Origin of the sequence: Noviherbaspirillum sp. (genome assembly GCF_035254865.1) — a bacterium.
In the GTDB taxonomy this organism is placed as follows: domain Bacteria; phylum Pseudomonadota; class Gammaproteobacteria; order Burkholderiales; family Burkholderiaceae_D; genus Noviherbaspirillum.
The window spans coordinates 163325-187258 of the sequence record NZ_DATFAF010000075.1; the positions used below are offsets into that span (position 1 = coordinate 163325).

General features: G+C 58.6%; 23 protein-coding genes. 17 read left to right on the top strand and 6 right to left on the bottom strand.

Annotation, left to right across the window (positions count from 1 at the left end; all coding sequences use genetic code 11):
* The first annotated feature begins 44 nt into the window (after nt 1-44).
* A complete protein-coding gene (locus VJ651_RS18185) occupies nt 45-470 on the top strand; it encodes a universal stress protein (protein WP_324108796.1) in 426 nt (141 codons plus the stop codon).
* Between the two features lie 6 nt (nt 471-476).
* Nucleotides 477-1160: a Crp/Fnr family transcriptional regulator gene (locus VJ651_RS18190; protein WP_324108797.1), complete on the top strand. Its 684-nt coding sequence runs from the start codon at nt 477-479 to the stop codon at nt 1158-1160.
* Here VJ651_RS18190 and VJ651_RS18195 read toward each other — a convergent pair.
* From VJ651_RS18195 to VJ651_RS18205, 3 genes are read right to left on the bottom strand one after another with little or no spacing between them, the layout of a single operon-like run.
* Nucleotides 1157-2455: a hypothetical protein gene (locus VJ651_RS18195; protein WP_324108798.1), complete on the bottom strand. Its 1299-nt coding sequence runs from the start codon at nt 2453-2455 to the stop codon at nt 1157-1159. The genes VJ651_RS18190 and VJ651_RS18195 overlap by 4 nt on opposite strands.
* Before the next feature lie 10 nt (nt 2456-2465).
* Nucleotides 2466-2705, bottom strand: a complete 240-nt coding sequence (locus VJ651_RS18200; RefSeq protein ID WP_324108799.1) for a DUF2249 domain-containing protein — start codon at nt 2703-2705, stop codon at nt 2466-2468.
* Nucleotides 2702-3148, bottom strand: a complete 447-nt coding sequence (locus VJ651_RS18205; RefSeq protein ID WP_324108800.1) for a hemerythrin domain-containing protein — start codon at nt 3146-3148, stop codon at nt 2702-2704. The genes VJ651_RS18200 and VJ651_RS18205 overlap by 4 nt, the downstream gene beginning before the upstream one ends.
* 235 nt (nt 3149-3383) lie before the next feature.
* On the opposite strand from VJ651_RS18205, the gene VJ651_RS18210 reads away from it, so the two are divergent.
* The 5 genes from VJ651_RS18210 (at nt 3384) to VJ651_RS18230 (ending at nt 7604) form a co-directional block, all read left to right on the top strand.
* Nucleotides 3384-4583 (top strand): nitronate monooxygenase family protein, encoded by a 1200-nt coding sequence (locus VJ651_RS18210; protein WP_324108801.1) that lies wholly within the window; start codon nt 3384-3386, stop codon nt 4581-4583.
* Between the two features lie 58 nt (nt 4584-4641).
* Nucleotides 4642-5658 (top strand): ubiquinone anaerobic biosynthesis protein UbiU, encoded by a 1017-nt coding sequence (gene ubiU / locus VJ651_RS18215; RefSeq protein WP_136417245.1) that lies wholly within the window; start codon nt 4642-4644, stop codon nt 5656-5658.
* A gap of 18 nt (nt 5659-5676) precedes the next feature.
* On the top strand, nt 5677-6570 hold the full coding sequence (gene ubiV / locus VJ651_RS18220; protein ID WP_324108802.1) for a ubiquinone anaerobic biosynthesis protein UbiV: 894 nt from the start codon (nt 5677-5679) through the stop codon (nt 6568-6570).
* A gap of 139 nt (nt 6571-6709) precedes the next feature.
* Nucleotides 6710-7186: a ubiquinone anaerobic biosynthesis accessory factor UbiT gene (ubiT, locus tag VJ651_RS18225; protein WP_324108803.1), complete on the top strand. Its 477-nt coding sequence runs from the start codon at nt 6710-6712 to the stop codon at nt 7184-7186.
* Between the two features lie 19 nt (nt 7187-7205).
* Complete coding sequence (locus VJ651_RS18230; protein WP_324108804.1) at nt 7206-7604, top strand: putative zinc-binding protein; 399 nt, start codon at nt 7206-7208, stop codon at nt 7602-7604.
* A gap of 54 nt (nt 7605-7658) precedes the next feature.
* On the opposite strand, the gene VJ651_RS18235 is transcribed toward VJ651_RS18230, so the two are convergent.
* The 3 genes from VJ651_RS18235 to VJ651_RS18245 all read right to left on the bottom strand — a co-directional run bounded on the left by VJ651_RS18235 (nt 7659) and on the right by VJ651_RS18245 (nt 10805).
* A complete protein-coding gene (locus tag VJ651_RS18235; protein WP_324108805.1) occupies nt 7659-8414 on the bottom strand; it encodes an anaerobic ribonucleoside-triphosphate reductase activating protein in 756 nt (251 codons plus the stop codon).
* Entirely contained in the window at nt 8365-8562 is a 198-nt protein-coding gene (nrdD, locus tag VJ651_RS18240) for an anaerobic ribonucleoside-triphosphate reductase (protein ID WP_136417240.1), read from the bottom strand. The genes VJ651_RS18235 and nrdD overlap by 50 nt, the downstream gene beginning before the upstream one ends.
* Nucleotides 8563-8783: 221 nt before the next feature.
* Nucleotides 8784-10805: a ribonucleoside triphosphate reductase gene (locus VJ651_RS18245; RefSeq protein ID WP_324108806.1), complete on the bottom strand. Its 2022-nt coding sequence runs from the start codon at nt 10803-10805 to the stop codon at nt 8784-8786.
* A 563-nt stretch (nt 10806-11368) separates the two neighbouring features.
* On the opposite strand from VJ651_RS18245, the gene nosZ reads away from it, so the two are divergent.
* The 10 genes from nosZ (at nt 11369) to VJ651_RS18295 (ending at nt 23933) form a co-directional block, all read left to right on the top strand.
* Complete coding sequence (gene nosZ, locus VJ651_RS18250) at nt 11369-13318, top strand: TAT-dependent nitrous-oxide reductase (RefSeq protein ID WP_324108807.1); 1950 nt, start codon at nt 11369-11371, stop codon at nt 13316-13318.
* 186 nt (nt 13319-13504) lie between these two features.
* Entirely contained in the window at nt 13505-15724 is a 2220-nt protein-coding gene (locus VJ651_RS18255; protein WP_324108808.1) for a 4Fe-4S binding protein, read from the top strand.
* A gap of 43 nt (nt 15725-15767) precedes the next feature.
* A complete protein-coding gene (nosD, locus tag VJ651_RS18260) occupies nt 15768-17036 on the top strand; it encodes a nitrous oxide reductase family maturation protein NosD (RefSeq protein WP_414691353.1) in 1269 nt (422 codons plus the stop codon).
* Nucleotides 17017-17946 (top strand): ABC transporter ATP-binding protein, encoded by a 930-nt coding sequence (locus VJ651_RS18265; RefSeq protein WP_136417236.1) that lies wholly within the window; start codon nt 17017-17019, stop codon nt 17944-17946. The genes nosD and VJ651_RS18265 overlap by 20 nt, the downstream gene beginning before the upstream one ends.
* Complete coding sequence (locus tag VJ651_RS18270; RefSeq protein ID WP_324108809.1) at nt 17930-18754, top strand: ABC transporter permease; 825 nt, start codon at nt 17930-17932, stop codon at nt 18752-18754. Before VJ651_RS18265 ends, VJ651_RS18270 begins: the two co-directional genes overlap by 17 nt.
* A 38-nt stretch (nt 18755-18792) precedes the next feature.
* Complete coding sequence (locus VJ651_RS18275) at nt 18793-19305, top strand: nitrous oxide reductase accessory protein NosL (RefSeq protein ID WP_414691359.1); 513 nt, start codon at nt 18793-18795, stop codon at nt 19303-19305.
* Between the two features lie 57 nt (nt 19306-19362).
* Nucleotides 19363-19848 carry a c-type cytochrome gene (locus VJ651_RS18280; RefSeq protein WP_324108811.1) on the top strand — a complete coding sequence of 162 codons (486 nt, stop codon included), beginning with the start codon at nt 19363-19365 and terminating at the stop codon, nt 19846-19848.
* A gap of 94 nt (nt 19849-19942) precedes the next feature.
* Nucleotides 19943-20971 carry an FAD:protein FMN transferase gene (locus tag VJ651_RS18285; protein WP_324108812.1) on the top strand — a complete coding sequence of 343 codons (1029 nt, stop codon included), beginning with the start codon at nt 19943-19945 and terminating at the stop codon, nt 20969-20971.
* Between the two features lie 253 nt (nt 20972-21224).
* On the top strand, nt 21225-22490 hold the full coding sequence (locus VJ651_RS18290; RefSeq protein ID WP_324108813.1) for a nitrate/nitrite transporter: 1266 nt from the start codon (nt 21225-21227) through the stop codon (nt 22488-22490).
* A gap of 57 nt (nt 22491-22547) precedes the next feature.
* On the top strand, nt 22548-23933 hold the full coding sequence (locus VJ651_RS18295) for a NarK family nitrate/nitrite MFS transporter (RefSeq protein ID WP_324108814.1): 1386 nt from the start codon (nt 22548-22550) through the stop codon (nt 23931-23933).
* Nucleotide 23934 lies beyond the last annotated feature (1 nt).

The following is a 23934-nucleotide window of genomic DNA, read 5'->3' on the forward strand; positions in this document are numbered from 1 at the left end:
CGCGACAATCTGCATATTAACCACATCGGACACAGGGAATCCCAATGAAAATATTGATCGCGGTTGATGGCTCGAAATTTTCGCTCAAGGCGGTAAAACATGTCACCTCGCACCTCGATTGGTTCCAGGGGACGCCGGAGTTGCATCTTTTGCACGTGACGGAGCCCATTCCGCCGGGTCGCGCCAGTGCGATTCTGGGTGAAGAGATGGTCAAGAATTATTACAAGGAAGAGTCTCAGGCCGAACTGGGTCCGGCCGAGAAGTTGTTGCGCAAGCTGGAGATTCCTTATACGTCAGCCTGGAAAATCGGCAACGTGGCGGAGGAAATTCGCGCTTATGCCAAGAAGCAGAAGATCGACATGATTGTCATGGGTTCGCATGGACACACGGCCTTCCAGAATCTCGTGATGGGCTCGGTCGCCACCAAGGTGCTTGCCGCGACGACCATCCCTGTTCTGATCGTGCGTTAATACGGAATGGGCACCAGCAAAATCAAGATCCGCGATTTTCTGTCCCGGTTGCCGTTGTTCAATGAAATCGCGCCGGAAGAGCTGGAAAAGATCGCCGAATCGGCAAGTGAAATTCACGTTCCGCGCGGCGAAGTCATTTTTCGCCGGGGCGATCCTTGCCTCGGCTTTCACACGGTGATTTACGGTCAGGTGAAGCTGGCATTTCATTCCGTCGACGGCAACGAAAAGGTGGTCGAGATCATCGGGCCGGGATACAGTTTCGGCGAGGCGCTGATGTTCATGGAAAAGCCCTACATCGTAACGGCGCAGGCGCTCGCGGATTCCTTGCTGCTGCACGTGCCGAAGAAAGCGGTGTTCGATGAGCTGGAACGCGATCCGAAGTTTGCGCGCAAGATGCTGGCGGGGCTGAGTCGGCGCCTGCACGGGCTGATCTGCGATGTCGAAGCCTACTCGCTCAGTTCCGGCACGCAGCGGGTGATCGGTTATTTGCTGAAGGAAGAGGCGCCGGCGGACGGCGACCAGATCACCCTGAAGGTGAGCAAGACGGTGCTGGCCTCCCGCCTCAATCTGACGCCGGAACATTTCTCGCGCATCCTGCATGATCTCGCTGACCGGCAGATGATCAGCGTGGAGGGGCGCACCATCACGATTCTCGATATTGAAAAGCTGCGCTCCTACGAGGGGCGCTAGGCTGCCGCATCGCGCAGCTTCGACAGGTCCGCCGTCATGTGGCGGTAGATGCGCGCCGCTTTCCAGATGTTCAACCAGAGCCAGCCGGAAGACGCGACAAAGGCCAGCGCGGCAAGCTGCGACAGCCATTGCGGCCATAGCGTGCTCACGGTCAGCAATACCAACGCCAGCAAATGAACGCGAAACTGCTTTTGGGCGGCTTTGTCGGGCACGATCTGCTTGACGTTCGGTGCCTTGGCGCAGCCGCCCGCGAGCTTGTTCTGGAGGTGGTACCACACCAGGAACGGAACGATCTTGTAGAGCATGCCGTTCACGATCGAATAGGCAAAGCCGACGATGAACAACACACCCAGCGTCAGCGGATAGGCCGATGTCGCGGCGAGTTGCGGGAACACCCTTCCCGCGAGCCATAGTGTCGCCGCAGCGAGCAGGCTGGCGAGGCCGGCACGCCAGAACAAGGTGGTCGGGTCCGGTTTCGGTCGTTTGCGTTGCCATAGCAGATAAAACGTCGTGCAGGCGAAGGCGGCGAAAAGAATGGCGAGCAGGGCAGACAATGGATTGCCCGGGAAGCCGAGCGCCTCCGCAACGGACCAGATCGCGATCAACGCGAAAACCGTCTTGGCCAGCCATTGCGTGACGATGCGCGGATAAGTCGGCGTCACCTGAAACATCGGCACGACCTGGTAGGAGATGCCGACGATTAACAAGCCGATCCATCCAAGCAGCCCCCAAGCGGCGTGGATATCGGTGATCTGCAGGAGAGGCAGCGGCAGCGGCCAGGCAAATGCGCTTGCCGCCGTGATGCCGAGTACAACGACAATGGCAAGGGCGCCGAGTGCAAGGCGAATCGCGGTCAGCATTTCCTTGCCGTCCGGCGCAAACCAGACGCCACGCAAACCGGCAAGGAGAAGCCAGCCGAATGCAAGAAGCAGCAGCGGCAGCGCCAGTTTGAAAAAGGCGGGCGACGATAGAAGAAAGCCGATGACCAGTGCGAGAACGCCGGATGTCAGCAAAGCATGTGCCACACCGGCGGTCAATTTCGAATGCGGAATGTCGATCCCCGCGACCACGGGAAGAATCTGCAGCAGTGCCCCGATCATGCACATCGCGAGAAAACCCAGCGTGAGCAAATGGGTGAGGGCGAGCGTTGCCGGCGTCCAGCGCGATACCATCGCCTCCGGCCCTTGCCAGAACAGCAACAGTCCGGCGGCAACGGCAAAGAGCGGGGCGGTGAGGAAGAAACGAAGCGGCACCGATAAAGGCGGTGTCTGCTCGAACGACAAGACGCGTTGCATTGACTTCGTATCAGTTCTTGTTTCGGTGCCAGATCAGGACTTCGTAGATGAAATCCTCGCGGCACCGGGTTTGATGCGCAAAGCCGTTCTGCTCCAGGATGCGATAGAGGGGAAACGGCTCGCGGCCGATCATGACACACAAGCGACGGCCGGGATCGAGATCGGACAGCGCCTCCAGAATGCGCTCCAGCGGTTCCGGCGGTTCGAGTCCGCAAACATCCAGGACGATGTCGTCTGCCGGCTTGTTCATAGCGTGGCGTCGACGGCGCTCATCTCGCTGATGATCTGCTCCTGCTGCCCGCCCAGTACGCGCTCGGCCATCTGGTAGAGAATCGTCTCTTCCTTCATGTTGTGCTGCTGCACCATGGTGTTCAGCGTGTCCGAGCAGCCAAAGAATTCATCTGCATCACGCTTTTCCAGCGCAGCCTTCAGCATTCCCATGATGGAGCGCAGCTGTTCATGCTCCATGCGCATGACGCGCGTCGGGCCTTCAGTACTGCCCGTGGCTTGTTCAAACGCCGGAAACAGCACTTGTTCTTCCATGGTGAAGTGGTGTTCAACCGCTTCGACGAATTCATGCAGGTAGTTTGCGGCCTGATCCCATTCAGCCTTGCTGACGCTGGTCTCGGCGTTGGCAAAAAGATCATCACAGCGTTTGTGGTCGCTGCCGAGAAAGCGTGAGATGGTAGTCATGTAAAACCTTGTGCGTTAAAAAAGTGCATCACATTGTGACATTCACGGCAAGCGGAAATCCTTAACCTGGATCAAGGATTTCGGGACCATCCGCAGAGTAGAGTGGGCAAAATGGCCAGGTGTCGGGTCTTATTGCCATAATTCAATTCAAGTCTGAAATTCTTGATTGAGATCAAACAAATTCGACATCGCATTTGCTACATTCGCTCGTTGCTTAGAGATCGGAAGGACCGTCGTGCTGAAAACCGCTTTAAAACCGCTTGTCGTCAAGGGCAAGTCTCTCCTTCCAATTGTACAGGGCGGTATGGGTGTCGGGGTTTCCGCACATCGTCTGGCTGGCACCGTCGCCGGCCTCGGCGGCATAGGCACGATTTCCAGTGTTGATTTGCGGCGTCATCACGCCGACCTCATGGCACAGACCGGCAAGTCGCGCAACAAGGCGCTGATCGACCGCGCCAACCTGATTGCACTCGATCGTGAAATCAAGGCGGCCAAGGCGGTTGCCCAAGGTGTCGGCATGGTCGCGGTCAACGTCATGCGCGCCGTCGCGGAGTACGCGCACTATGTCAAGCAAGCCTGCGAGAGCGGCATCGATGCGGTCGTTGTCGGCGCCGGCTTGCCGCTGGACCTTCCCGAGTTGACCGTAGACCACCCCGATGTGGCATTGGTTCCGATTCTGTCGGATGTGCGCGGCATTGCGCTGATCCTGAAAAAGTGGATGCGCAAGAATCGCCTGCCGGATGCGATCGTGATCGAAAATCCGCGCTATGCCGCAGGCCACCTCGGTGCGGCCAAGGTGGAAGATGTCGACAAGCCGCATTTCGCTTTCCCCACGGTGCTGGAAGGCACGCTGGAATTGTTCAAGGAACTTGGTATCGAGCGTGAGCGCATTCCCCTGATTACCGCCGGCGGCATCAACTCTCACGAACAGGTGCGCGCCTTGCTGGATATGGGGGCGAGCGCGATTCAGCTCGGCACCGCCTTTGCAGTGACCGAAGAGGGCGATGCCCACATCAACTTCAAGAAAGTGCTGGCCGAGGCCAAGCCTGAAGATATTGTCACCTTCATGAGCGTTGCCGGCCTGCCTGCGCGTGCAGTGCGTACTCCCTGGCTGGCGAACTACCTGGAGAAGGAAGCCAAGCTGCAGAGCAAGGCGGCACCGAAGGATTGCACGGTCGGTTTCGACTGCCTGCATGAGTGCGGTCTGCGCGACGGCATTGCCAAGCACGGCCAGTTCTGCATCGATACCCAGCTTGCCTTCGCGATGAAAGGCGACGTCAAGCGCGGCCTGTTCTTCCGCGGCTCGGAAAAGCTTCCTTTCGGCAGCGAAATCCGCTCCGTGCGCGAGCTGATCGAATTCCTGCTGAACGGCATGCGTCCCGCGAAAGCCGACAGCATTGCAGTTTCACCGTCGGCAGCGATCGTGGCCGCCTGAGGAACACTGAAGTTTGCTTGATCTGAAACCCCATCGTTATTTTTGAAGAAGTGAAGTTATGCAGAACGCAGCAGGCCAGATGGAACTGGTTTGTCCGGCCGGTAGCCTCCCGGCCCTGAAGCTGGCCGTCGATAATGGCGCGGATTGTGTTTATCTCGGCTTTCGCGACGCGACCAACGCGCGCAATTTCGCGGGTCTGAATTTCGACGAGAAGGCCATTGCGGAAGGTATCGCTTACGCGCATGGCAAGGGCCGCAAGGTCCTGCTGGCGCTGAATACCTATCCGCAGGCAACCGACGTCACTCCGTGGCGCAAGGCCATCGACCGCGCCGCGTCCTCGGGCATCGATGCGATCATCCTGGCGGACCCGGCGCTGATGCAGTATGCGGCGAAGAATTACCCGGATCTGCGCTTGCATCTTTCGGTGCAAGGATCGGCGACCAACTACGAGGCGATCAATTTCTATCGCGAGCGCTTCAACATCCAGCGCGCCGTTCTGCCGCGCGTGCTGTCGCTGGAGCAGGTCGAGTTCGTCAGCCAGAACACGCAGGTGGAAATCGAAGTCTTCGGTTTCGGCAGCCTGTGCGTGATGGTGGAAGGTCGCTGCGCGCTGTCGTCCTATGTCACGGGCGAAGCGCCCAACACGCATGGCGTGTGTTCCCCCGCCAAGTCGGTGCGCTGGCAGCAGACGTCGAAGGGACTGGAGTCGCGCCTGAACGGTGTGCTGATCGATCGCTACGACGAAGGCGAAAACGCGGGCTATCCGACGCTGTGCAAGGGCCGTTTCGAAGTCAACAACGAGAGCTATTACGCGATCGAGGAGCCGACCAGTCTCAATACGCTGGAACTGCTGCCGCAACTGCTGGCGATGGGCGTGCGCGCCATCAAGATCGAAGGCCGCCAGCGCAGCCCGGCTTACGTCGCGCAGGTTACCAAGGTGTGGCGCGAGGCGATCGACAATTGCCGCGATCATGCGCAACGCTATTCCGTGAAGCCGGCCTGGATGTCGGAACTCAACAAGGTGGCGGAAGGACAGCAGCACACGCTCGGTGCCTACCACAAGCCCTGGAAATAATTTGCTGGAGAACACATTTTGAAGCTGGCTCTGGGGCCGAACCTGTATTTCTGGCCGCGCAATACCGTATTCGAGTTTTATCAGATGATCGCGGAGACGCCGGTCGATATCGTTTATATCGGCGAGGCCGTCTGCTCGCGCCGTCGCGAACTGAAACTCACCGACTGGCTTGACGTCGCCGAGATGTTGCAGGCAGCCGGCAAGGAAGTGGTGCTGTCCACGCAAGTCCTGCTGGAGTCCAAGACCGACATCGGCACGCTGCATCGGATCACCGAAAACGGCCGCTTCGACGTCGAAGCGAACGATATGGGCGCGCTGCATTGCCTGGCGGGCAAGGTGCCGTTCGTCGCCGGTCCGCATCTGAATGTATTCAACCCGCCGACCTTGCAGTTCATGGCTGAAACCGGCGCAAGACGCTGGGTCATGCCGCTGGAGATGTCGCGCGAGGGACTGATCCATATGCAGCAGGGGCGCCCGGCCGGAATCGAGACCGAGGTATTCTCGTACGGACGAATGCCGCTGGCGTTCTCCGCGCGTTGCTTCACCGCGCGCCATCGCAACCTGCCGAAAGACGATTGCCAGTTCACCTGCATGGAATTCCCGGATGGTCTGGCGCTGAAGACGCGCGAGGGCCAGCATTTCCTGACGCTCAACGGCATCCAGACGCAATCGGCGCTGGTCTACAACCTGGTCAATGAAATCGGCGCCATGCGCGAGCTTGGCGTGGATGTGGTTCGCATCAGTCCGCAATCGCAGCATACCGATCGCATCATTGGCCTGTTCCATGATGTCATCGCGCAGAAACGCGATGCAGCCGAAGCGATGCGCGAGATGGAAGCATTGATGCCGGCCGCGCCATGCAACGGTTTCTGGTACGGCAAGCCCGGTCTTGACCAGATGGTGGCAGCCTGATTTTTGCGGGAGCGGGAGAGTCCCTGTTTCCGCCGCGACGTGCCCTCTCGCGATTCCGTGAGAGGAAGTGAAAGACTGAGCTTTGTCGACTGCAATCCGTCTGAGCAAAGCCCAGCAAGATTCAGTCGAGGAAATTCCTATGAGTCAAAGTCGTTTTCTGTTGCCCGAGCCGGTGGGCAAGCTCCTTTCCCTGTTGCCGGTCTATCCCGGTTCCTTGTTGTTCGCAACCGGGCTCAATATTGCATTAAAGGGCGATCTGCCGCCCGACGTGCAGCAGTCCCTGAACGGGAAAAAACTGCGCATCAGCGTCACCGATGCCAAGCTGTCCTTCGATTTCAAGTGGGAAAACGGACGCTTCGCCGCATGCGGCAAGGATGGCGAGCCGGATTTGACGATCGGCGCCAGCGCACACGACTTTCTGCTGCTTGCGCGGCGCCAGGAAGATCCTGACACGCTGTTCTTCAGCCGTCGTCTTTCGATGGAAGGCGATACCGAACTCGGCCTGCTGGTGAAGAACACGCTGGATGCGATTGAGCTGCCGGTATTCGAACTCGGAAAACTGGCTCCGGCCCGCGTGTTGGGAAGGATCAAACCGGGCGGGCGCGGACAAGGCTGACAGAGCGGGGAAGAAGAGGATGGTTGCAAAGGACCCGAATTTTCCACTGGTGTATTCCTGCTCGGGCTGTTCCAGTGCCGCTCAGACGGCGAACTACGCTGCCCTGCAACTGGACCGGCGCGGAGTCGCGGAAATGTCGTGCATCGCGGGCGTGGGCGGCGATGTGCCGCAATTGGTGAGAGTCGCCAAATCCGGACGTCCGATCATCGCGCTCGATGGCTGCCCCCTTGCATGCACCCGCAGCTCGCTGGCGCGTCATGACGTCACGCCGGAACATTATCACCAGTTGAATGAGTATGGCGTCAAGAAGCGCAATCACATGGACTTCGATCGTGAGCAGGGCGATGCGGTGGTGGAGCGTGTGATTGCCGACCTCGATCGGCATCGCGCCGAAGCGGTGAGCGAAGAGCAGGAGTAAGCGCTGCTGCGGGGATGGTGCGCGACATCTGCCACGCGCACCGTATTTCCCTTCCTATGCCGGGCGATGGACGAAGCCCGGAAACAATTGCGAGAGCTGCGCAATCAGGTCTGTGCTCGGATAACCGGCCAGCGCCGTCGCTTTCAATTCCCTGGTTTTGCATCCCTGTGCGCGGAAGACTTGCAGCGCATAGTTCTTGACGCCCATGCTTGCCAGCGTGCGGCCCAACTCAAGCACTTCCTCTTCGCTGAGCAGAGATGGATGCACGGTGGTGCGGAACTCATGGTCGACACCGCTTGAAAGGATCGCCTCGGCCGATGCAAGCGCGTGCAGACCGCTTTCGGTGACGCCGGTGATTTTCTCGTACTGATTGAACGGCGCCTTGACGTCCAGCGCGATCCAGTCAATTTCTGGCAACAGTTCCATGAGCCGATGCGGATAGGATCCGCCGGTGTGCAGGCCGATCTTGAAACCCAGCCTGCGCACATCGCGCATGGCATTGCCCAGCGCCGGATCGAGCGTCGGCTCGCCGCCGCTGAACACGACACCGTCGATCAGGCCGACGCGCTTTTCCAGCAAGCCCAGTACGCGCGACCATTGAAGAGGGCTCTTCTGCAGGCGTGGTTGCAAGTGCGGGTTGTGGCAATACCCGCATTGCCACGGACAGCCTTGCACGAACACGACCGCAGCAAGCTGTCCGGGGTAGTCGGTGGACGTAAACGGCGTGATGCCACCGACCTTCAGCGAACGCGGCAAACTCTCAGTCGCTGGAGAGTTGTGCTGATTGCTCGCTAAAGTACTGACGCTCATGAAATTCTCCCTTTTTCCCGATATTGAAGGAGGACACGGGACGGTGATAACCCATCACCCGGGTCCAGATTTCGCATGGCTGGCGTTCTGCATCCGTGAGAATGATTTGCCTGCTTGCGAGCGCCTTTTGGTTGCTAAGGTCTGTCATGACTATCTCCTTGTCGAAGTGTACGTTGAAGTTGCATCTTTTGTCGTCTTTCGGACCAATGAAAACGATCCGACTTGATCTCGGCTAGTTCTGGCAGGCTGTTGAAAAACTGCTGCGCGGGCCGATCCTGGGGCCAGCGGTGCTTTGCGTACCACTCTGCACGCGTGCGCTCCTCGGCACCGATCTCGCCCCGCTCGCTACGTTTTTCAACAGCCTGCTGTCTAAGCCGATTCCGCCTCGCGCATCTTGCGCGCGATGATTTCGTCATCGCATTTCGGACAGAATTCGTGTTTCCCGCTCAGATATCCATGCTTGGGGCAGATGGAAAAAGTCGGAGTGACCGTGATGTACGGCAGACGGAACCGGCTCAGCGCGCGCTTGACCAGCATGCGGCAGGCATGCGAGCTCGACACCGGTTCGGTCATGTAGAGATGCAGCACCGTGCCGCCGGTGTACTTGCGCTGCAGTTCGTCCTGCCGCTCCAGCGCTTCGAAGGGATCGTCGGTAAACCCGACCGGTAATTGCGAGGAGTTGGTGTAGTAGGGCATCTCTGGCGTGCCGGCCTGCAGGATGTCCGGGAAGCGCTTGCGATCTTCCTTGGCAAAGCGATAGGTCGTGCCTTCCGCGGGTGTCGCTTCCAGGTTGTACATGTTGCCGGTCTGGTCCTGGAATTCCAGCATGCGCGCACGGACGTGGTCGAGCAGGCGCAGCGCGAAGGCATTGCCCCACTCGCTGGTGATGTCGTGCGCGTCGCTGGTGAAGTTGCGGATCATCTCGTTGATGCCATTGACGCCGAGCGTCGAAAAGTGATTGCGCAGCGTGCCGAGGTAGCGCTTGGTGTACGGGAACAATCCATTGTCCATGTGACGCTGGATCACCTTGCGCTTGATCTCGAGGCTGACCTTGCCGATTTCCAGCAACTGGTCCACGCGCTCCAACAAGCCGGCTTCATCGCCGCGGAACTGGTAGCCGAGGCGCGCGCAATTGATCGTGACCACGCCGAGCGAGCCGGTCTGCTCCGCCGAGCCGAACAGGCCGTTGCCGCGCTTGAGCAGTTCGCGCAGGTCGAGCTGCAGGCGGCAGCACATGGAGCGGATCATGTTCGGCTTGAGTTCCGAATTGACGAAATTCTGGAAGTAGGGGAGACCATAGCGCGCGGTCATTTCGAACAGCAGTTCGGCGTTCGGGCTGTTCCAGTCGAAGTCCTCGGTGATGTTGTAGGTCGGGATCGGGAAGGTGAACACGCGGCCCTTGGCATCACCGGCCATCATCACTTCGATGTAGGCACGGTTGATCATGTCCATTTCGCCTTGCAGGTCGCCATAGGTAAAGGGCATTTCCTTGCCGCCGATGACCGGCACCTGCTCGCGCAGATCTTCCGGGCAGACCCAGTCGAAGGTGAGGTTGGTGAAGGGCGTCTGCGTTCCCCAGCGCGAGGGCACGTTGAGGTTGTAGATCAGTTCCTGCATGTACTGCCGGACTTCGCCATACGACAGCTTGTCGTTGCGTACGAAGGCCGCCATGTAGGTATCGAAGGAGCTGAACGCCTGTGCGCCGGCCCACTCGTTCTGCAGGGTGCCGAGGAAGTTGACGATCTGACCAATTGCGCTAGACATGTGCCTGGGCGGGCCGGATTCCACCTTGCCCGGCACGCCGTTCAGTCCTTCGTTGAGCAAGGTGCGCAGCGACCAGCCGGCGCAATAGCCTGCCAGCATGTCGAGATCGTGGATGTGGATATCGGCGCGGCGATGCGCGTCACCCACTTCCGGAGGATAGACGTGGTTCAGCCAGTAGTTCGCGATGACCTTGCCGGATACATTGAGAATCAGTCCGCCGAGAGAATAGCCCTGGTTGGCGTTTGCATTGACGCGCCAGTCGAGCTGTTCGAGATATTCGTTGATCGAGGATTCCACGTCGACCAGGGTCTTGCGGTCGTTGCGCAGTTTCTTGTGCTGTTCGCGATAGATGACATAGGCGCGCAGCGTCTTGCGATAGCCTGCGTCGAACAGAACAGCCTCGACCACGTCCTGGATTTGTTCGATGTGCGGCGCAGCATCGCCTTGCAGCTGAATGCGTTGCATGACCGCCTGGAGGGTCAGCGCTTCGGCCTCTTCATGGCCGAACTCGCCGCTTGCCTGGCCGGCGCGAAGCAGGGCGGACAGGATCTTGTTGGGGTCGAACGGCTTGAGGCTGCCATCCCGTTTGATGATTTTTGTGAGAAAAGTAATTGCGCGAGCCGTCATTGCGCCTCCTGATGAATACAACCTGTTGTGGTCTAAATGATGTTAATCACTAAATATAGGGTCGACAATCAAGGGCCTGGATTTATTTGAAATTCTTGATCTGGAATAAGTCCAGTGGCCGGGGCGAATTCCTTTCCTGCGTCGCCTGTCGTTGAGATAGCTCTTTCGGTATAACGCAGTAGCGTTTTGCCTACGCCTTTGTGACTAGGGTGCTAGTCATATTGGGAGCCCGCTTTAGCCCTCCAACGGATAGCTCATATTTCCCAAAAGACATATCCTTCATGTCGCGATGCACAATCTGAGTGCATGCAATTAAAAGAATTAGTTCGGGCTAGTCTTGATTCAGGTCATTGGGCCAATTGCGAAAAAATAATTAAGCTCTCGTCCCTGTAGTAAACGTCAATCCGAAACAGTTGTTTCCGGTCTGGATCCGGGGAAAGTTGATCCAGATCATATTTTTTCTGCGACGCAAAACGAATAATCTGCATCAGAAATGCATATTTAGACGGGTTTGCCCGCGACACGATTTTTTTACTTAAGGCAGCCGACTCAGAAAGGTACTCATGGATAAGGCCAAAAAGACCAAGTTGAACAAAGATCTACCCGAGCAAAACACTCGTCGCCGCTTCTTGGGCCAGAGCGCATTGCTGGGCCTCGCCGGCGCAGGAGTGTTAGCCGGTTGCAAGGAAGAGCCGGCAGTAACGAAGGCCTCCGCAGCCGCGTCGGCGACGGGAACGGCCGTCAGCAAGGCGGCATCCGCGCCTGTTGGGCATGAAGTTGCGCCGGGTCAGCTCGACGATTACTACTTTTTCTCCAGTGGCGGCCACTCCGGCGAAGCCCGCATCATAGGGTATCCGTCCGGCCGCACGCTGCGCCGAATCCCGGTTTTCAATATCGACCCGATGGTCGGCTGGGGCATCACCAACGAATCGAAGGCGATCATTGGCACCAATCCGGATGGCAGCCTGAAATACACGACCGGTGACACCCACCACATCCACGGCAGCTACAAGGACGGCACGTATGACGGCCGCTGGCTGTTCGTCAATGACAAGCTGCATTCGCGTCTCGCCCGTATTCGCATGGATACGATGGAATGCGACAAGATCACCCAGCTGCCGAACGTGATGGGCTATCACGGAACCTTCCCGGACAAGTGCGATCCGGTCGATCCGAAAATCAACTACACCACCCGCGTTTTCTGCGGCGGCGAATTCCATATCCCGCTGCCTAACGACGGCCACGACCTGAACGATCCGAGTAAGTGGGGCGCGCTGTTCACTTGTATTGACGCTGAAACGATGGAAGTGCGCTGGCAAGTGCGCATTGACGGCAACTGCGACCTGGTCGCAACGTCTTACAACGGCAAGTATGCCGCTACAAACTCGTACAACACCGAGAATGCGGCCGACCAGGCTGGCATGATGTCTGCTGAGCGGGACGCCTGCATATTCTTTGATATTGCCCGCATCGAAAAGCTGGTCAAGGATGGCAAGTTCACCCACATCGGCACCTCCAAGGTGCCCGTCGTTGACGGCCGCAAGGCAGCCAACCAGGATCCGAAGACTGCCATTACCTGCTACGTCCCGGCCGGCAAGAACCCGCACGGCGTGAACGCCAGCCCGGACGGCAAGTACTTCGTCACCTCCGATAAGCTGTCGCCGACGGCGACCGTGATCGAAATCGCGTTGGTCGAGAAGTGGTTCAACGGCGAATTGAAAACCGAACGCGATGCAGTCGTGGCACAGCCGGAAATCGGCCTTGGCCCCTTGCATACCGCTTTCGACGGTAAAGGCAACGCGTTCACCACGCTGTTCCTAGATAGTCAGATCGTCAAGTGGAACGTGGACAAGGCTATCGCGCAATACAAGGGCGACAAGTCGGTCAACCCGGTCCTCGACAAGGTTGACGTGCATTACCAGCCGGGCCATGGTTTTGCGTCGATGGGCGAAACCAAGGAAGCGGACGGCAAGTACTTCAATTCGGGTAACAAGTTCTCGAAGGATCGCTTCCTGCCGGTCGGCCCGCTGCACTGCGAAACCGAGCAGATGATCGACATCAGCGGTGACAAGATGCGCATTGTGTCCGATCACACTGCCTATCCGGAACCGCATGACGCCATCATCATGCGCCGCGATATCGTGAAGACACGCCAGATTTACAATATGGACGACTTCCCGAATGCCGTGAAACCGGATAACGCCGGCATCACGCGCAAGGGCAACAAGGTGAGTGTACGTATGATGTCGGTTGCTCCGGCCTACAGCATTCCGGAGATCAGGGTGAAGAAGGGTGATGAAGTGACGATCACGCTGACCAACCATGACAAGGTCGAGGACCTGACGCATGGTTGCGGCATCCCGTACCACAACATCAACTTCATTGTGAATCCGCAGGAAACCAAGTCGGTAACTTTCAAGGCCGACAAGCCGGGTGTGTACTGGATCTATTGCACCCACTTCTGTCACGCGCTGCATCTGGAAATGCGTAGCCGCTTCATCGTTGAGGCGTAATCGCGGTAGTTAATTTGCAACATGCATGACGTAGGGCGGGCAGGACCTGCCCTACGGTTTTTGTTTAAATTGTTTCAAATGGCGGGTTTCTTTCTCCGGCACGTCGCCATTCCGCTATTGCCCTGTGAAACAAGCCCACAATGCGTGCCGGTTCGAGTATTTCTGAGAATACTCAAGAAAATTCGTATGACACATACTTTTCGCCGCCTCCCCCCGTTGCATCTGATGCTCGTTCTCTGGATCGCGCTTTGCGGACTGCTGTTTGCACCGCACTCGCACGCATCGATGTATGACACTGTTCTTCCGCCCGAACTCACGACAAGCCCCGACCTGTGTGCCTACGCACCATGCGGCGACGTCATACCATCGGCAAAGAAGTTTTCCACCCGCAAGGGCATGCCGAGCTATGTCGAAGCGTATTCTGACGAGAGCGGCAAGCAGCTTATCGGTTATGTCTTTCTGTCTACTGACGTGGTGGATATTCCCGCTTACTCCGGCAAGCCCGTCATCACCTTGATCGGCATGGACACGAAGGGCATCCTTACCGGCGTGCGGATTCTGAAGCATTCGGAACCGATTCTGCTGGCGGGCATTCCTGAATCAGTGCTGACCAAGTTCATCGCGCAATATATTGGCAAGTCAGCGGCGGCCAAGCTGGAAATCGGACACAGCGAGAGCCAGCAGGACAATGGCGCGGTTGGTCTGGATGCCATCAGCGGCGCGACGGTCACGGCGATTGCCGAGAACCAGGTCATCGCGCAGAGTTCTTACGAGATTGGCAAACAGGTCGGTATTTTCAAGTACACCCCCAAACCGCGCGCGCATTTCACGCCGCTGCGCGAGAAGCTCGACTGGAAGGCGCTCGAAAAGGAAGGCAGTGTTCAACATCTCCTGCTGGAGGCCTCCGATGTCGGCACCGGCGACAGTTCGCGCCCGTACATGGATTTGTATTTCGGTTACCTGAACGTGCCGACGCTGGGCATCAGCCTGCTGGGCGAGCGCGGTTACGAGCGCCTGATGCAGGATCTTAAGAAGGATGAACATGCCTTGTTCGTTGTCGCCAACGGACAGGTTTCGTTCAAGGGCTCGGGCTTCGTGCGCGGGGGCATTTACGACCGGATCCAGATACGGCAGGATTCTGGCACCTTCACGTTCCGCGATACCGACTATCTGAATCTGTACCACCTGGAGCCTGGCGACACGCCCGCCTACAAGGAATCCGGGATCTTCATCATCCGCTCGGCCAACTTCAATCCTGCCTGGCCATGGCAGCTGACCTACCTTGCCAACAAGGTCGACGCACAAACGCGCATCAAGACCTTCGAGCATTTCGACCAGGAATACTGGCTGCCGGCCCGTTATCTGGAGGGCGGGCGGCCCAACGTGGCGCGCCCGCAGGCGGCATGGAAGAAAATGTGGATCGCGAAGAAAGTGGAAATTGCTTTCTTCGTATTGTTCCTCGCGACGACCGCCGTGCTGTACGCGATGCGCGACAAGCTGGTGCGCATATCCAACCGCAAGCACAAGCCATGGATCTCGATTCCACGTCATCTGCTGTGGATCGTCGCGGTCGTCTATGTCGGGTTTTACCTGAAGGCGCAGCCCAGCATCACGCAGATAATGACCTGGTTCCATTCAGTGATTCATCATTGGAAGTGGGAACTGTTTCTGTCGGATCCGTTCATATTCATCTTCTGGTGGTTCATGATCGGCACGGTGTTGATCTGGGGCCGCGGCCTGTTCTGCGGATGGATGTGCCCGTTCGGCTCCTTGCAGCATTTGACCTTCAAGCTCGGTCAGCTCATCGGCCTGAAGCGCTTCCAGGGCTTGTTGCCGAAAAAGCTGCACGACAAGCTCAAGTGGATCAAGTACGGTGTGTTTGTCGTGTTGTTGTGCGTTTCGTTCTACTCGATGGAAATGGCGGAAACGCTGGCGGAAATCGAGCCGTTCAAGAGCACCTTCCTGGTCGGCGTCTGGAATCGTGGCTGGCCGTTCATTCTGTTCGTGGCAGCGATCCTCGGCTTTTCCCTGTTCAGCGAGCGCCCGTACTGCAAATATATTTGCCCGATGGGCGCCGGCCTGGCGATTCCGAGCACGTTCCGCCTGTTTGGCCTGAAGCGCAAGGCAGAATGCACGACCTGCCACGCCTGTGCGGCAGGCTGCGGTTCGCATGCAATTGATGCAAAAGGCAAGATCGACCAGCGCGAGTGCCTGGCCTGCCTCGATTGCATGGTCATGTACTATGACGATCACGCCTGCCCGCCGCTGGTCAAGGAACGCAAGTCGCGCGACAAGGCAGGTTTGCCCCTGACCCCGATCAACGACAAGGGTTACTTCATTCCGCTGGATAGCGTACGGCGCAATCTTGCGGAAAAATCGATGGAAGTGAAGAGAAAGGCAGGATAAGGAGCATGAAAGCCGAGTGTAAGGAACCGTTCCGGTGAAGTCGTTGAGCAGAAGGATTGGCGCAATCCTGTTCACCGGAGCGCTGGCAGTGACGGGCTGCGCCGCCTGGGGCGCAGTCCTGCAGGTCAAACCAGGGCAGTCGATTGCAGCCGCCATTCATGCGGCCCAACCGGGTGACACCGTACAGATCGAGCGCGGCACCTACAATGAACGTTTGCTGATCGACAAACGCCTGACCCTGCAAGGCATCAACCGGCCCACCATCAGCGGCCAGAACAGCGGCGACGTGATTCGCGTCGCGGCCTCCGATGTGACAGTCCAGGGACTGATCGTGCGCGACAGCGGCACCGACCTCGACAAGCAGAACGCGGGCATCTACATCCAGCCCCACGCCGATCGTGCCACGGTACAGGACTGTGAACTGGTGTACAACCTGTTCGGCATCTGGCTGGAGAATTCCGCGGATTCCCATCTTCTTCGCAATGTCATCACCGGACGGCGCGACCTCTTGTCCGTCAATCGCGGCAATGGCATCCAGGTGTACAACACCAAGGGATCGCAAGTCATCGACAACAAGATCAGTTTCACGCGCGATGGCATCTACGTCGATATTTCGAGCAACGCGGCCTTTCGCGGCAATACGATCCATCATGTGCGTTACGGCACGCACTACATGAACACCAATAACAGTACCTGGGAAAACAACCAGTCCTACCTTAATCGGAGTGGCCTGGCGCTGATGGAAGTGCGCAACCTGGTGGTGCGCAACAACGTCGCCTGGGGTAATGACGACCATGGGATCATGCTGCGTACCATCCAGGATTCCATCGTCGAAAACAACGTCGTCGCCGGCAATGGCCGTGGTTTTTTCATCTACGACGCCGAGTACAACACGGTCAAGGATAACCTTGTGATCGGTAATCACACAGGCATTCACCTGGCTGCTGGATCGAAGAACAACAAGGTCGATGGCAATGATTTCATCGACAACCAGGAGCAGGTCAAGTACGTCGCAAGCAGTGACGTCGAATGGGGGGCCGGAAAGGGCAACTATTGGAGCAATTACAGCGGCTGGGATCAGAACGGCGACGGTACCGGCGATATCACCTATGAAGCAAACGACGTGGTGGATCGACTCAACTGGCAATACCCGCTGCTCAAGCTGCTCCTGAGCAGCCCATCGATACAAACGCTGCGCTTCGTCGCGCGCCAGTTCCCGGTGCTGCGCGCACCCAGCATTGTCGACAAGCACCCACGCATGCGCCCCTGGAACGAAAACTGGAGTAAGTGGAATGACAAGCGATCTCATTGAAGTCAGCAACGTCAGCAAGTGGTTCGGCGACGTGCATGCGGTCGACGGCGTCAGCCTGAAGGTCGGCAGCGGCGAGATGTTCGGCCTGATCGGCCACAATGGCGCGGGCAAGAGCACACTGTTCAAGATGATGCTGGGCCTGATCCCGGCGTCCGCCGGCGAGATTCGCGTCAACGGCGCCTTGATCGGCGGTCGCGATTTTCGCGAGGTGAGACGCCGCATCGGCTATCTGCCGGAGAGCTTCGTCACCTATGACAATCTGACCGGACTGGAAGTCCTGCACTTGTTCGCGGATCTGAAAAAAGTCCCGCGCCGCGAATGCGATGCGGTGCTGGAACGCGTCGGCCTGCGCGAGGCCGCCGGAAGGCGGGTGCGCGGTTATTCCAAGGGCATGCGCCAGCGGCTCGGATTCGCACAGGTGCTGCTCGGTTCGCCCGACCTGATCTTTCTGGACGAGCCGACCAACGGTCTCGATCCGGAGGGTATCCACGATTTTTACCAGGTCCTGCATGACGTGAAGGCGAAGGGCACGACCATCATCATCACCTCGCACATTCTGGCGGAAATCCAGGAACGGGTGGACCGGTTGGTGATCCTGAATTCCGGACGCATCGCTGCCCAGGGCACGCTGACGGAATTGCGTGCGCAGATGGTGCTGCCTTCGGTGATTCAGATTCAACTGCGCTCCGGACAAGAGACGCGCGTGCAGGCGGCCTTGCAGCATCTTGCCGGGCTGGAGCTGAAGATCGACCAGGATTGCGTGCGCGTGTCCTGCCTGCCGGGGCAGAAGGTCGCGGTTCTCAATATTCTTTCGGCGCTGGCGGATACGGTGCATGACATCGCCATTCACGAGCCTTCGCTGGAAGATCTGTTCTTGGGTTATGGAGGTTTGCATGGCAAGCAGCGTTGATTGGTCCCAGGTCCGGGTCATCGCGAGCAAGGAATTCCGCGACCGCATCCGCAATCGCTGGGTGCTGGCGGTGGCGCTGATCTTTTCGCTGTTCGCGCTGGCGATCGCGTATTTCGGCTCCGCGCAGCAGGGGGCGGTCGGTTTTCGCGGGATCGACGTCACCATCGCCAGCCTGGTCAGCCTGGTGATTTACCTCGTGCCGCTGATCTCGCTGATTCTCGGCTACGACGCGATCGTGGGCGAGAAGGAGCGCGGCTCGCTGGAGCTGCTGCTGTCGATGCCGATCACGCGTTTCGAGATTTTGCTCGGTAAATTCGCGGGGCTGTCGGCAGCGCTGGCAAGCTCGACTATTCTCGGGTTCGGAGCAGGGGTATTGCTTCTGTCATCCCAACTCGGTACTCGAGACGTGTATCATTACGCGGGGTTTGTGTGCAGTGCGATTCTGATGGGCATGGCGTTCTTGAGCCTGTCCTTGCTGGTGTCGGTACTTGCGCTTGACCGCATTCGCGCAAGCGGCGTGGCAATCGGGCTCTGGTTTTTCTTTGTGCTGATTTTCGATCTGCTGCTGATGGGAGCGCTTGTGCTGAGTCAGGGCAGGCTGGGCAGCGGATTGTTCGGTGCCTTGCTGATGCTTAATCCCGCCGATGTTTTCCGTTTGCTGAACATCTTCAGCTCGGAACAGGTGCAGAACATGTACGGCCTCGCTACCGTAATGCCGGACGGGCTCACCGATCCGACGATTCTGATCGGCATCATGCTGGCCTGGATAGTGACGCCCTTCGTTTTTGCACACTGGAGATTCAAGTGAATTCGGGATTGATCGTGAAGAAGTCTGCGCTGGCTCGGATGGCATCGTCGAAATGGATCAGCGGTCTGGTATTGATTGCCGCGCTCGCCGCCTGTAGTGAGGCAGTGCAAAAGATTGCCGCGCAAGAACCGACGGATGATACCGCTTGCGCGCTGGATGGCATGATACTCAAGGACTATGCTGGACCGAAGGCTCAAATGCATTACACGGAAGGACAGCCGGATTTCTTCTGTGACCTGACGGAATTGTTCGGCCAGGTGCTGGCGCCCGAGCACAAGCGCGCCGTTGCGGCGATTTACGTGCAGGACATGGGCAAGACCGACTGGGAGCATCCGCAGGGCAACTGGATCGACGCGAAGACGGCAATTTACGTGGTCGGCAGCAAGAAGCGCGGATCGATGGGCCCGACCTTCGGTTCTTTTTCCAATGTGCAGGACGCTGAAACGTTTGCGCAAAAGGAAGGCGGAAAGGTTTTCCGCTTTGAACAGATTACCGCAGACATGGTCAGTATGAATAGTACTGCTGCGCACGACGACGGCATGTCGCACTGAGCATGATCTTCAAACGGTTTTTTTGTTGTTGTTAATTAAAAATAGGAAAGAGGAAACATGAAAGCATCGAAGGTTCTACCATTTTTGATGGTTGCAGTATTGGCGGCAGGTTGCAGCAAGAAGGAAGAGGCGCAAGCCCCGGCCCCCGCAGAGCAGACTCCGCCGGCCGCTTCGGCTCCGGCTCCGGCAGCTCCGCCGGCTGCTGAAGCACCGGCTCCGGCCGCTTCCGCTCCGGCTGAAGCCGCTCCGGCAGCATCGGGCGCCGCTTCGGCAAGCGCTTCCGCTGCAGGCGGCGGCGACCTCGCTGCAGGCGAGAAGGTCTACAACGCCACTTGCGTTTCGTGCCACGGCGCCGGCGTTCTCGGCGCACCGAAGGTCGGTGACAAGGCAGCCTGGCAGCCGCGCGTTGCGCAAGGCAAGGATACGCTGTACACCCACGCGCTCAACGGCTTCAAGATGATGCCTCCGCGCGGCGGCAATGCTGCACTGAAGGATGAGGAAGTCAAGAACGCGATCGACTTCATGGTCAGCAAGTCGAGCTGATTCGCAAGATAGTCGCAGTAAGAGTTGCAATACGCGCCGGCCTGCGCATCGCATCGCCGGCGTATTTTTAACTTGAAGCACTGGAATTACGGGGATGCGTAAGCCGAGCTTGTGGGCGTTTGTGTTGTTTCTCCTGTTGCCGCTATTGGAAGGCTGCGGCAAGAACGACACGGTATACCGAACGCAGGGTCACGTCTTTGGCACCCAGGTTGAAGTCAGTGTTTACGGCGAATCCGAAGAGCGCGCGCAGGCACTGGGCGCCGCGGTCCTGAAGGAATTCGACCGGCTGCATCACAAATTCCACGCGTGGCAGCCGAGCCAGCTGACTGCGCTCAATGACGCCATCGCACGCGGCGAGGTGTATCAGGCAGACGAAGAAATGGTCGATCTGCTGAAATCCGCCACCGTCCTTGCCGAACAATCGAACAACCTGTTCAATCCCGCCATCGGCCACCTGATCCGGCTATGGGGATTTCAGAGCAGCGATATCACCGAACACGGACCGAGCAGGGCGGAGATCAAGCGCTGGGTCGACGCCAATCCGCGCATGTCCGATCTGGTTTTCGACGGCACCAGGATTTCAAGCAGGAACACGGCAGTGATGCTCGACCTGGGCGGCTACGCGAAGGGCTATGCGCTCGACCAGGCTGCGCGCATTCTGCGCGCCGAACATGTGAAGGCGGCGCTGATCAATGTCGGCGGCAACATACTCGCAATCGGCCGGCCGGGAGACCGGCCCTGGCGCGTCGGCATCCGCGACCCGCGCTCGGAAGGCATGATCGCCAGCGTCGCGCTGCAGGACAACGAGGCCGTCGGCACCAGCGGCGACTACGAGCGCTACTTCATGAAAGATGGCAAACGCCATCCGCACATCATCGATCCACGCACCGGAGAAACGACCGATCTGGTGGCTTCGGTGACCATCATCGTCTCGGGCGGCATGGACGTCGGCCTGCGCTCCGACGGCAACTCCAAGCCGATGTTTGTCGCCGGTCCTGCGCACTGGCGCGAGATTGCCGAGCACCTTGGACTCAAGGAAGTGATGCTGATCGACGCCAATCGGAACGTCGAGATGACGCCTGCGATGCAGCAGCGCCTGGCGTCGGAAGCAGGACCGGGCTGATCTCCACGCGCCGGATCGGATAACCGGATGTTTCCGGCTGCACGATGCAACAGGAGCCACATCGGCCGAAGGGGCTTCTCGCCCGTCGATTCTCTTCTACTACTTTCGGCCTATTTCCCCCAGACTTGCCTAATCCCTAAGCGCTACCGGTCTAGCTCGCTTGCCTCCCGCAAATACCCCTCCGGCCAATAGTGCTGTCGCGTGACCAGTCGTAACCTTGCTGCATCTGGTCATTCGTCCAAGGAGGTACGTCGTGGTCGATTCAAACAATAACGGCAGGAAGCAAATTTCGGTACTCGTCAGCAGTACCTTCGCATTCACCATCTGCTTTGCGATCTGGATGATGTTCGCGGTGCTCGGCATCCCGATCAAGGCCAAGCTCGGCCTGAACGAAACGCAGTTCGGCCTGCTGGCGGCGACGCCGGTGCTGACCGGTTCGCTGGTGCGGGTGCCGCTCGGCATCTGGACCGACAAGTTCGGCGGCCGCGTCGTCCTGTTCGCGCTGATGCTTTCCACCGTGATCCCGATCTATCTGATCAGCGAGGCGACACAGTTCTGGCACTTCCTCGTTCTCGGCCTGTTCGTCGGCCTGGCGGGCGGTTCCTTCTCGGTCGGCACGCCGTATGTGGCGCGCTGGTTCTCGCAAGAGCGTCGCGGTCTGGCGATGGGCATTTTCGGTGCGGGCAACTCCGGGTCGGCGCTCACGAAATTCGTCGCGCCGCCCATCATCGCCGCCTTTGGATGGACCATGCTGCCGAAAGTCTATGCGGCTGCGATGCTGGCGACGGCCTTGCTGTTCTGGTTCTTCTCCTACAGCGACAAGTCGCACACGGTGCCGTCCAACGTGTCCTTTATCGAGCAGTTGCGGGTGCTGAAGGACCCGCGTGTATGGCGCTATTGCCAATATTACTCCGTGGTGTTCGGCGGCTATGTCGCGCTGGCGCTGTGGATGACGAAGTACTACGTGTCCGAATACGGTTTCGACATGCGGCTGGCTGCCTTGCTTGCCGCGTGCTTCTCCCTGCCGGGCGGCGTGTTGCGCGCCCTGGGCGGCTGGATTTCCGACAAGTACGGCGCCTACAAGGTGACCTGGTGGGTGATGTGGGTGTGCTGGGTCAGCTTCTTCCTGCTGTCCTATCCGCAGACCAGCATGATCGTCAAAACCGTGAAGGGTGACATGGCGATGAATATCGGCGTGTCGCCGGTGATGTTCACGGTGCTGCTGTTCGTCGTCGGCGTCGCCATGGCGGTCGGCAAGGCATCTGTCTTCAAGTTCATTTCCGACGATTTCACCCACAACATCGGCGCAGTATCCGGCGTCGTCGGCCTGGCCGGCGGATTGGGCGGCTTCGTGCTGCCGATCATGTTCGGTGCGCTGGTCGACCTGACCGGCATCCGTTCCAGCGCATTCATGCTCTTGTACGGAACCGTCTGCGTGTCGCTGGTGTGGATGCATTACTCGTTCAAGCCGGAGCGAAACGTACCTGAATCGGCCATGCCGTTTGCGAAAGCAGCCTGAACATTTGCCATCGAATTCCGGGGCAAACGCCCCGTCTGCCATTAATAGGAGAAAAACGTGAGTAGATATCTGATCAGCCACTGGGAGCCGGAAACACCGTCCTTCTGGCTCAGCAAAGGCAGGTCGACCGCCAACCGCAACCTGTGGATTTCGATCCCGGCCTTGCTGCTGGCGTTCGCGGTGTGGATGGTGTGGAGCGTGGTGGTGGTGAACTTGCCGAACATCGGCTTCAAGTACAGCACCAACCAGTTGTTCTGGCTGGCCGCCTTGCCCGGTTTGTCGGGGGCGACCTTGCGCATCTTTTATTCCTTCATGGTGCCGATCTTCGGCGGCCGTAAGTGGACCACGATTTCCACAGCATCGCTGCTGATCCCGGCAATCGGCATCGGCTATGCGGTGCAGGATCCGGAGACCAGCTATCCGACCATGCTGATCCTGGCCTTGCTGTGCGGTTTCGGCGGCGGCAACTTTGCTTCTTCGATGGCCAACATCAGCTTCTTCTTCCCGAAATCGCAGAAGGGTTATGCGCTGGGCATGAATGCCGGCCTCGGCAATCTCGGCGTCTCGGTGGTGCAGTTCGTGGTTCCGCTGGTGATCACTGCAGGCGTGTTCGGCGGCCTCGGCGGCGAAGCGCAGGTATGGAGCAGCGGCGGCATGACGAAGGAAATGTGGCTGCAGAACGCGGGCTTCGTGTGGGTGCCGTTCATCCTGGTCACGACCGTCGCAGCCTGGTATGGCATGAACGATCTGGCATCGGCAAACGCATCCTTCGCAGAGCAGGCCGTTATTTTCAAGCGCAAGCACAACTGGTTGATGTGCTGGCTGTATCTCGGCACCTTCGGTTCGTTCATCGGTTATTCCGCAGGTTTCCCGCTGCTGATCAAGTCGCAGTTCCCGAATGTGAATCCTTTGCAATACGCTTTCCTCGGCCCGCTGGTCGGCGCCCTGGCGCGCGTCGCGGGCGGATGGATTTCTGACAAGCTGGGCGGTGCGGTCGTCACGTTCTGGACCTTCATCGTGATGGCGCTTGCCGTGGTCGGCGTCATCTTCTTCCTGCCGAACGCCGGCACTGCGGGCAGCTTCACAGGCTTCTTCTGGATGTTCATGCTGCTGTTCGCCGGCACCGGTGTCGGAAATGCATCGACCTTCCGCATGATCCCGGTCATCTTCCTTACCGAACAGCAGCGTGCCGCCGCCGGCAAAGGCGCGGCGGCGGAAGCACAAGCCATCACGAACGGCAACAAGGAAGCGGCTGCTGTGCTCGGCTTCACCTCCGCAGTCGCAGCCTACGGCGCCTTCTTCATTCCGAAGAGCTACGGCACCTCGATCGCATTGACGGGCGGGCCTGAAGCAGCCTTGTGGTGCTTCATCGGGTTCTACGTGACCTGCGTCGCCATCACCTGGTGGTTCTATTCGCGCAAGGGCGCGGATATGCCTTGTTGAT

Excerpts from the sequence above, each read along its gene's own strand:
- VJ651_RS18185 (WP_324108796.1), top strand. The coding sequence starts at position 45 with ATGAAAATATTGATCGCGGTTGATGGCTCGAAATTTTCGCTCAAGGCG.
- VJ651_RS18190 (WP_324108797.1), top strand. The coding sequence starts at position 477 with ATGGGCACCAGCAAAATCAAGATCCGCGATTTTCTGTCCCGGTTGCCG.
- VJ651_RS18195 (WP_324108798.1), bottom strand. The coding sequence starts at position 2,455 with ATGCAACGCGTCTTGTCGTTCGAGCAGACACCGCCTTTATCGGTGCCG.
- VJ651_RS18200 (WP_324108799.1), bottom strand. The coding sequence starts at position 2,705 with ATGAACAAGCCGGCAGACGACATCGTCCTGGATGTTTGCGGACTCGAA.
- VJ651_RS18205 (WP_324108800.1), bottom strand. The coding sequence starts at position 3,148 with ATGACTACCATCTCACGCTTTCTCGGCAGCGACCACAAACGCTGTGAT.
- ubiU (WP_136417245.1), top strand. The coding sequence starts at position 4,642 with ATGCAGAACGCAGCAGGCCAGATGGAACTGGTTTGTCCGGCCGGTAGC.
- ubiT (WP_324108803.1), top strand. The coding sequence starts at position 6,710 with ATGAGTCAAAGTCGTTTTCTGTTGCCCGAGCCGGTGGGCAAGCTCCTT.
- VJ651_RS18230 (WP_324108804.1), top strand. The coding sequence starts at position 7,206 with ATGGTTGCAAAGGACCCGAATTTTCCACTGGTGTATTCCTGCTCGGGC.
- VJ651_RS18235 (WP_324108805.1), bottom strand. The coding sequence starts at position 8,414 with ATGAGCGTCAGTACTTTAGCGAGCAATCAGCACAACTCTCCAGCGACT.
- nrdD (WP_136417240.1), bottom strand. The coding sequence starts at position 8,562 with ATGACAGACCTTAGCAACCAAAAGGCGCTCGCAAGCAGGCAAATCATT.
- VJ651_RS18245 (WP_324108806.1), bottom strand. The coding sequence starts at position 10,805 with ATGACGGCTCGCGCAATTACTTTTCTCACAAAAATCATCAAACGGGAT.
- nosZ (WP_324108807.1), top strand. The coding sequence starts at position 11,369 with ATGGATAAGGCCAAAAAGACCAAGTTGAACAAAGATCTACCCGAGCAA.
- VJ651_RS18255 (WP_324108808.1), top strand. The coding sequence starts at position 13,505 with ATGACACATACTTTTCGCCGCCTCCCCCCGTTGCATCTGATGCTCGTT.
- VJ651_RS18265 (WP_136417236.1), top strand. The coding sequence starts at position 17,017 with ATGACAAGCGATCTCATTGAAGTCAGCAACGTCAGCAAGTGGTTCGGC.
- VJ651_RS18270 (WP_324108809.1), top strand. The coding sequence starts at position 17,930 with ATGGCAAGCAGCGTTGATTGGTCCCAGGTCCGGGTCATCGCGAGCAAG.
- VJ651_RS18275 (WP_414691359.1), top strand. The coding sequence starts at position 18,793 with ATGGCATCGTCGAAATGGATCAGCGGTCTGGTATTGATTGCCGCGCTC.
- VJ651_RS18280 (WP_324108811.1), top strand. The coding sequence starts at position 19,363 with ATGAAAGCATCGAAGGTTCTACCATTTTTGATGGTTGCAGTATTGGCG.
- VJ651_RS18285 (WP_324108812.1), top strand. The coding sequence starts at position 19,943 with ATGCGTAAGCCGAGCTTGTGGGCGTTTGTGTTGTTTCTCCTGTTGCCG.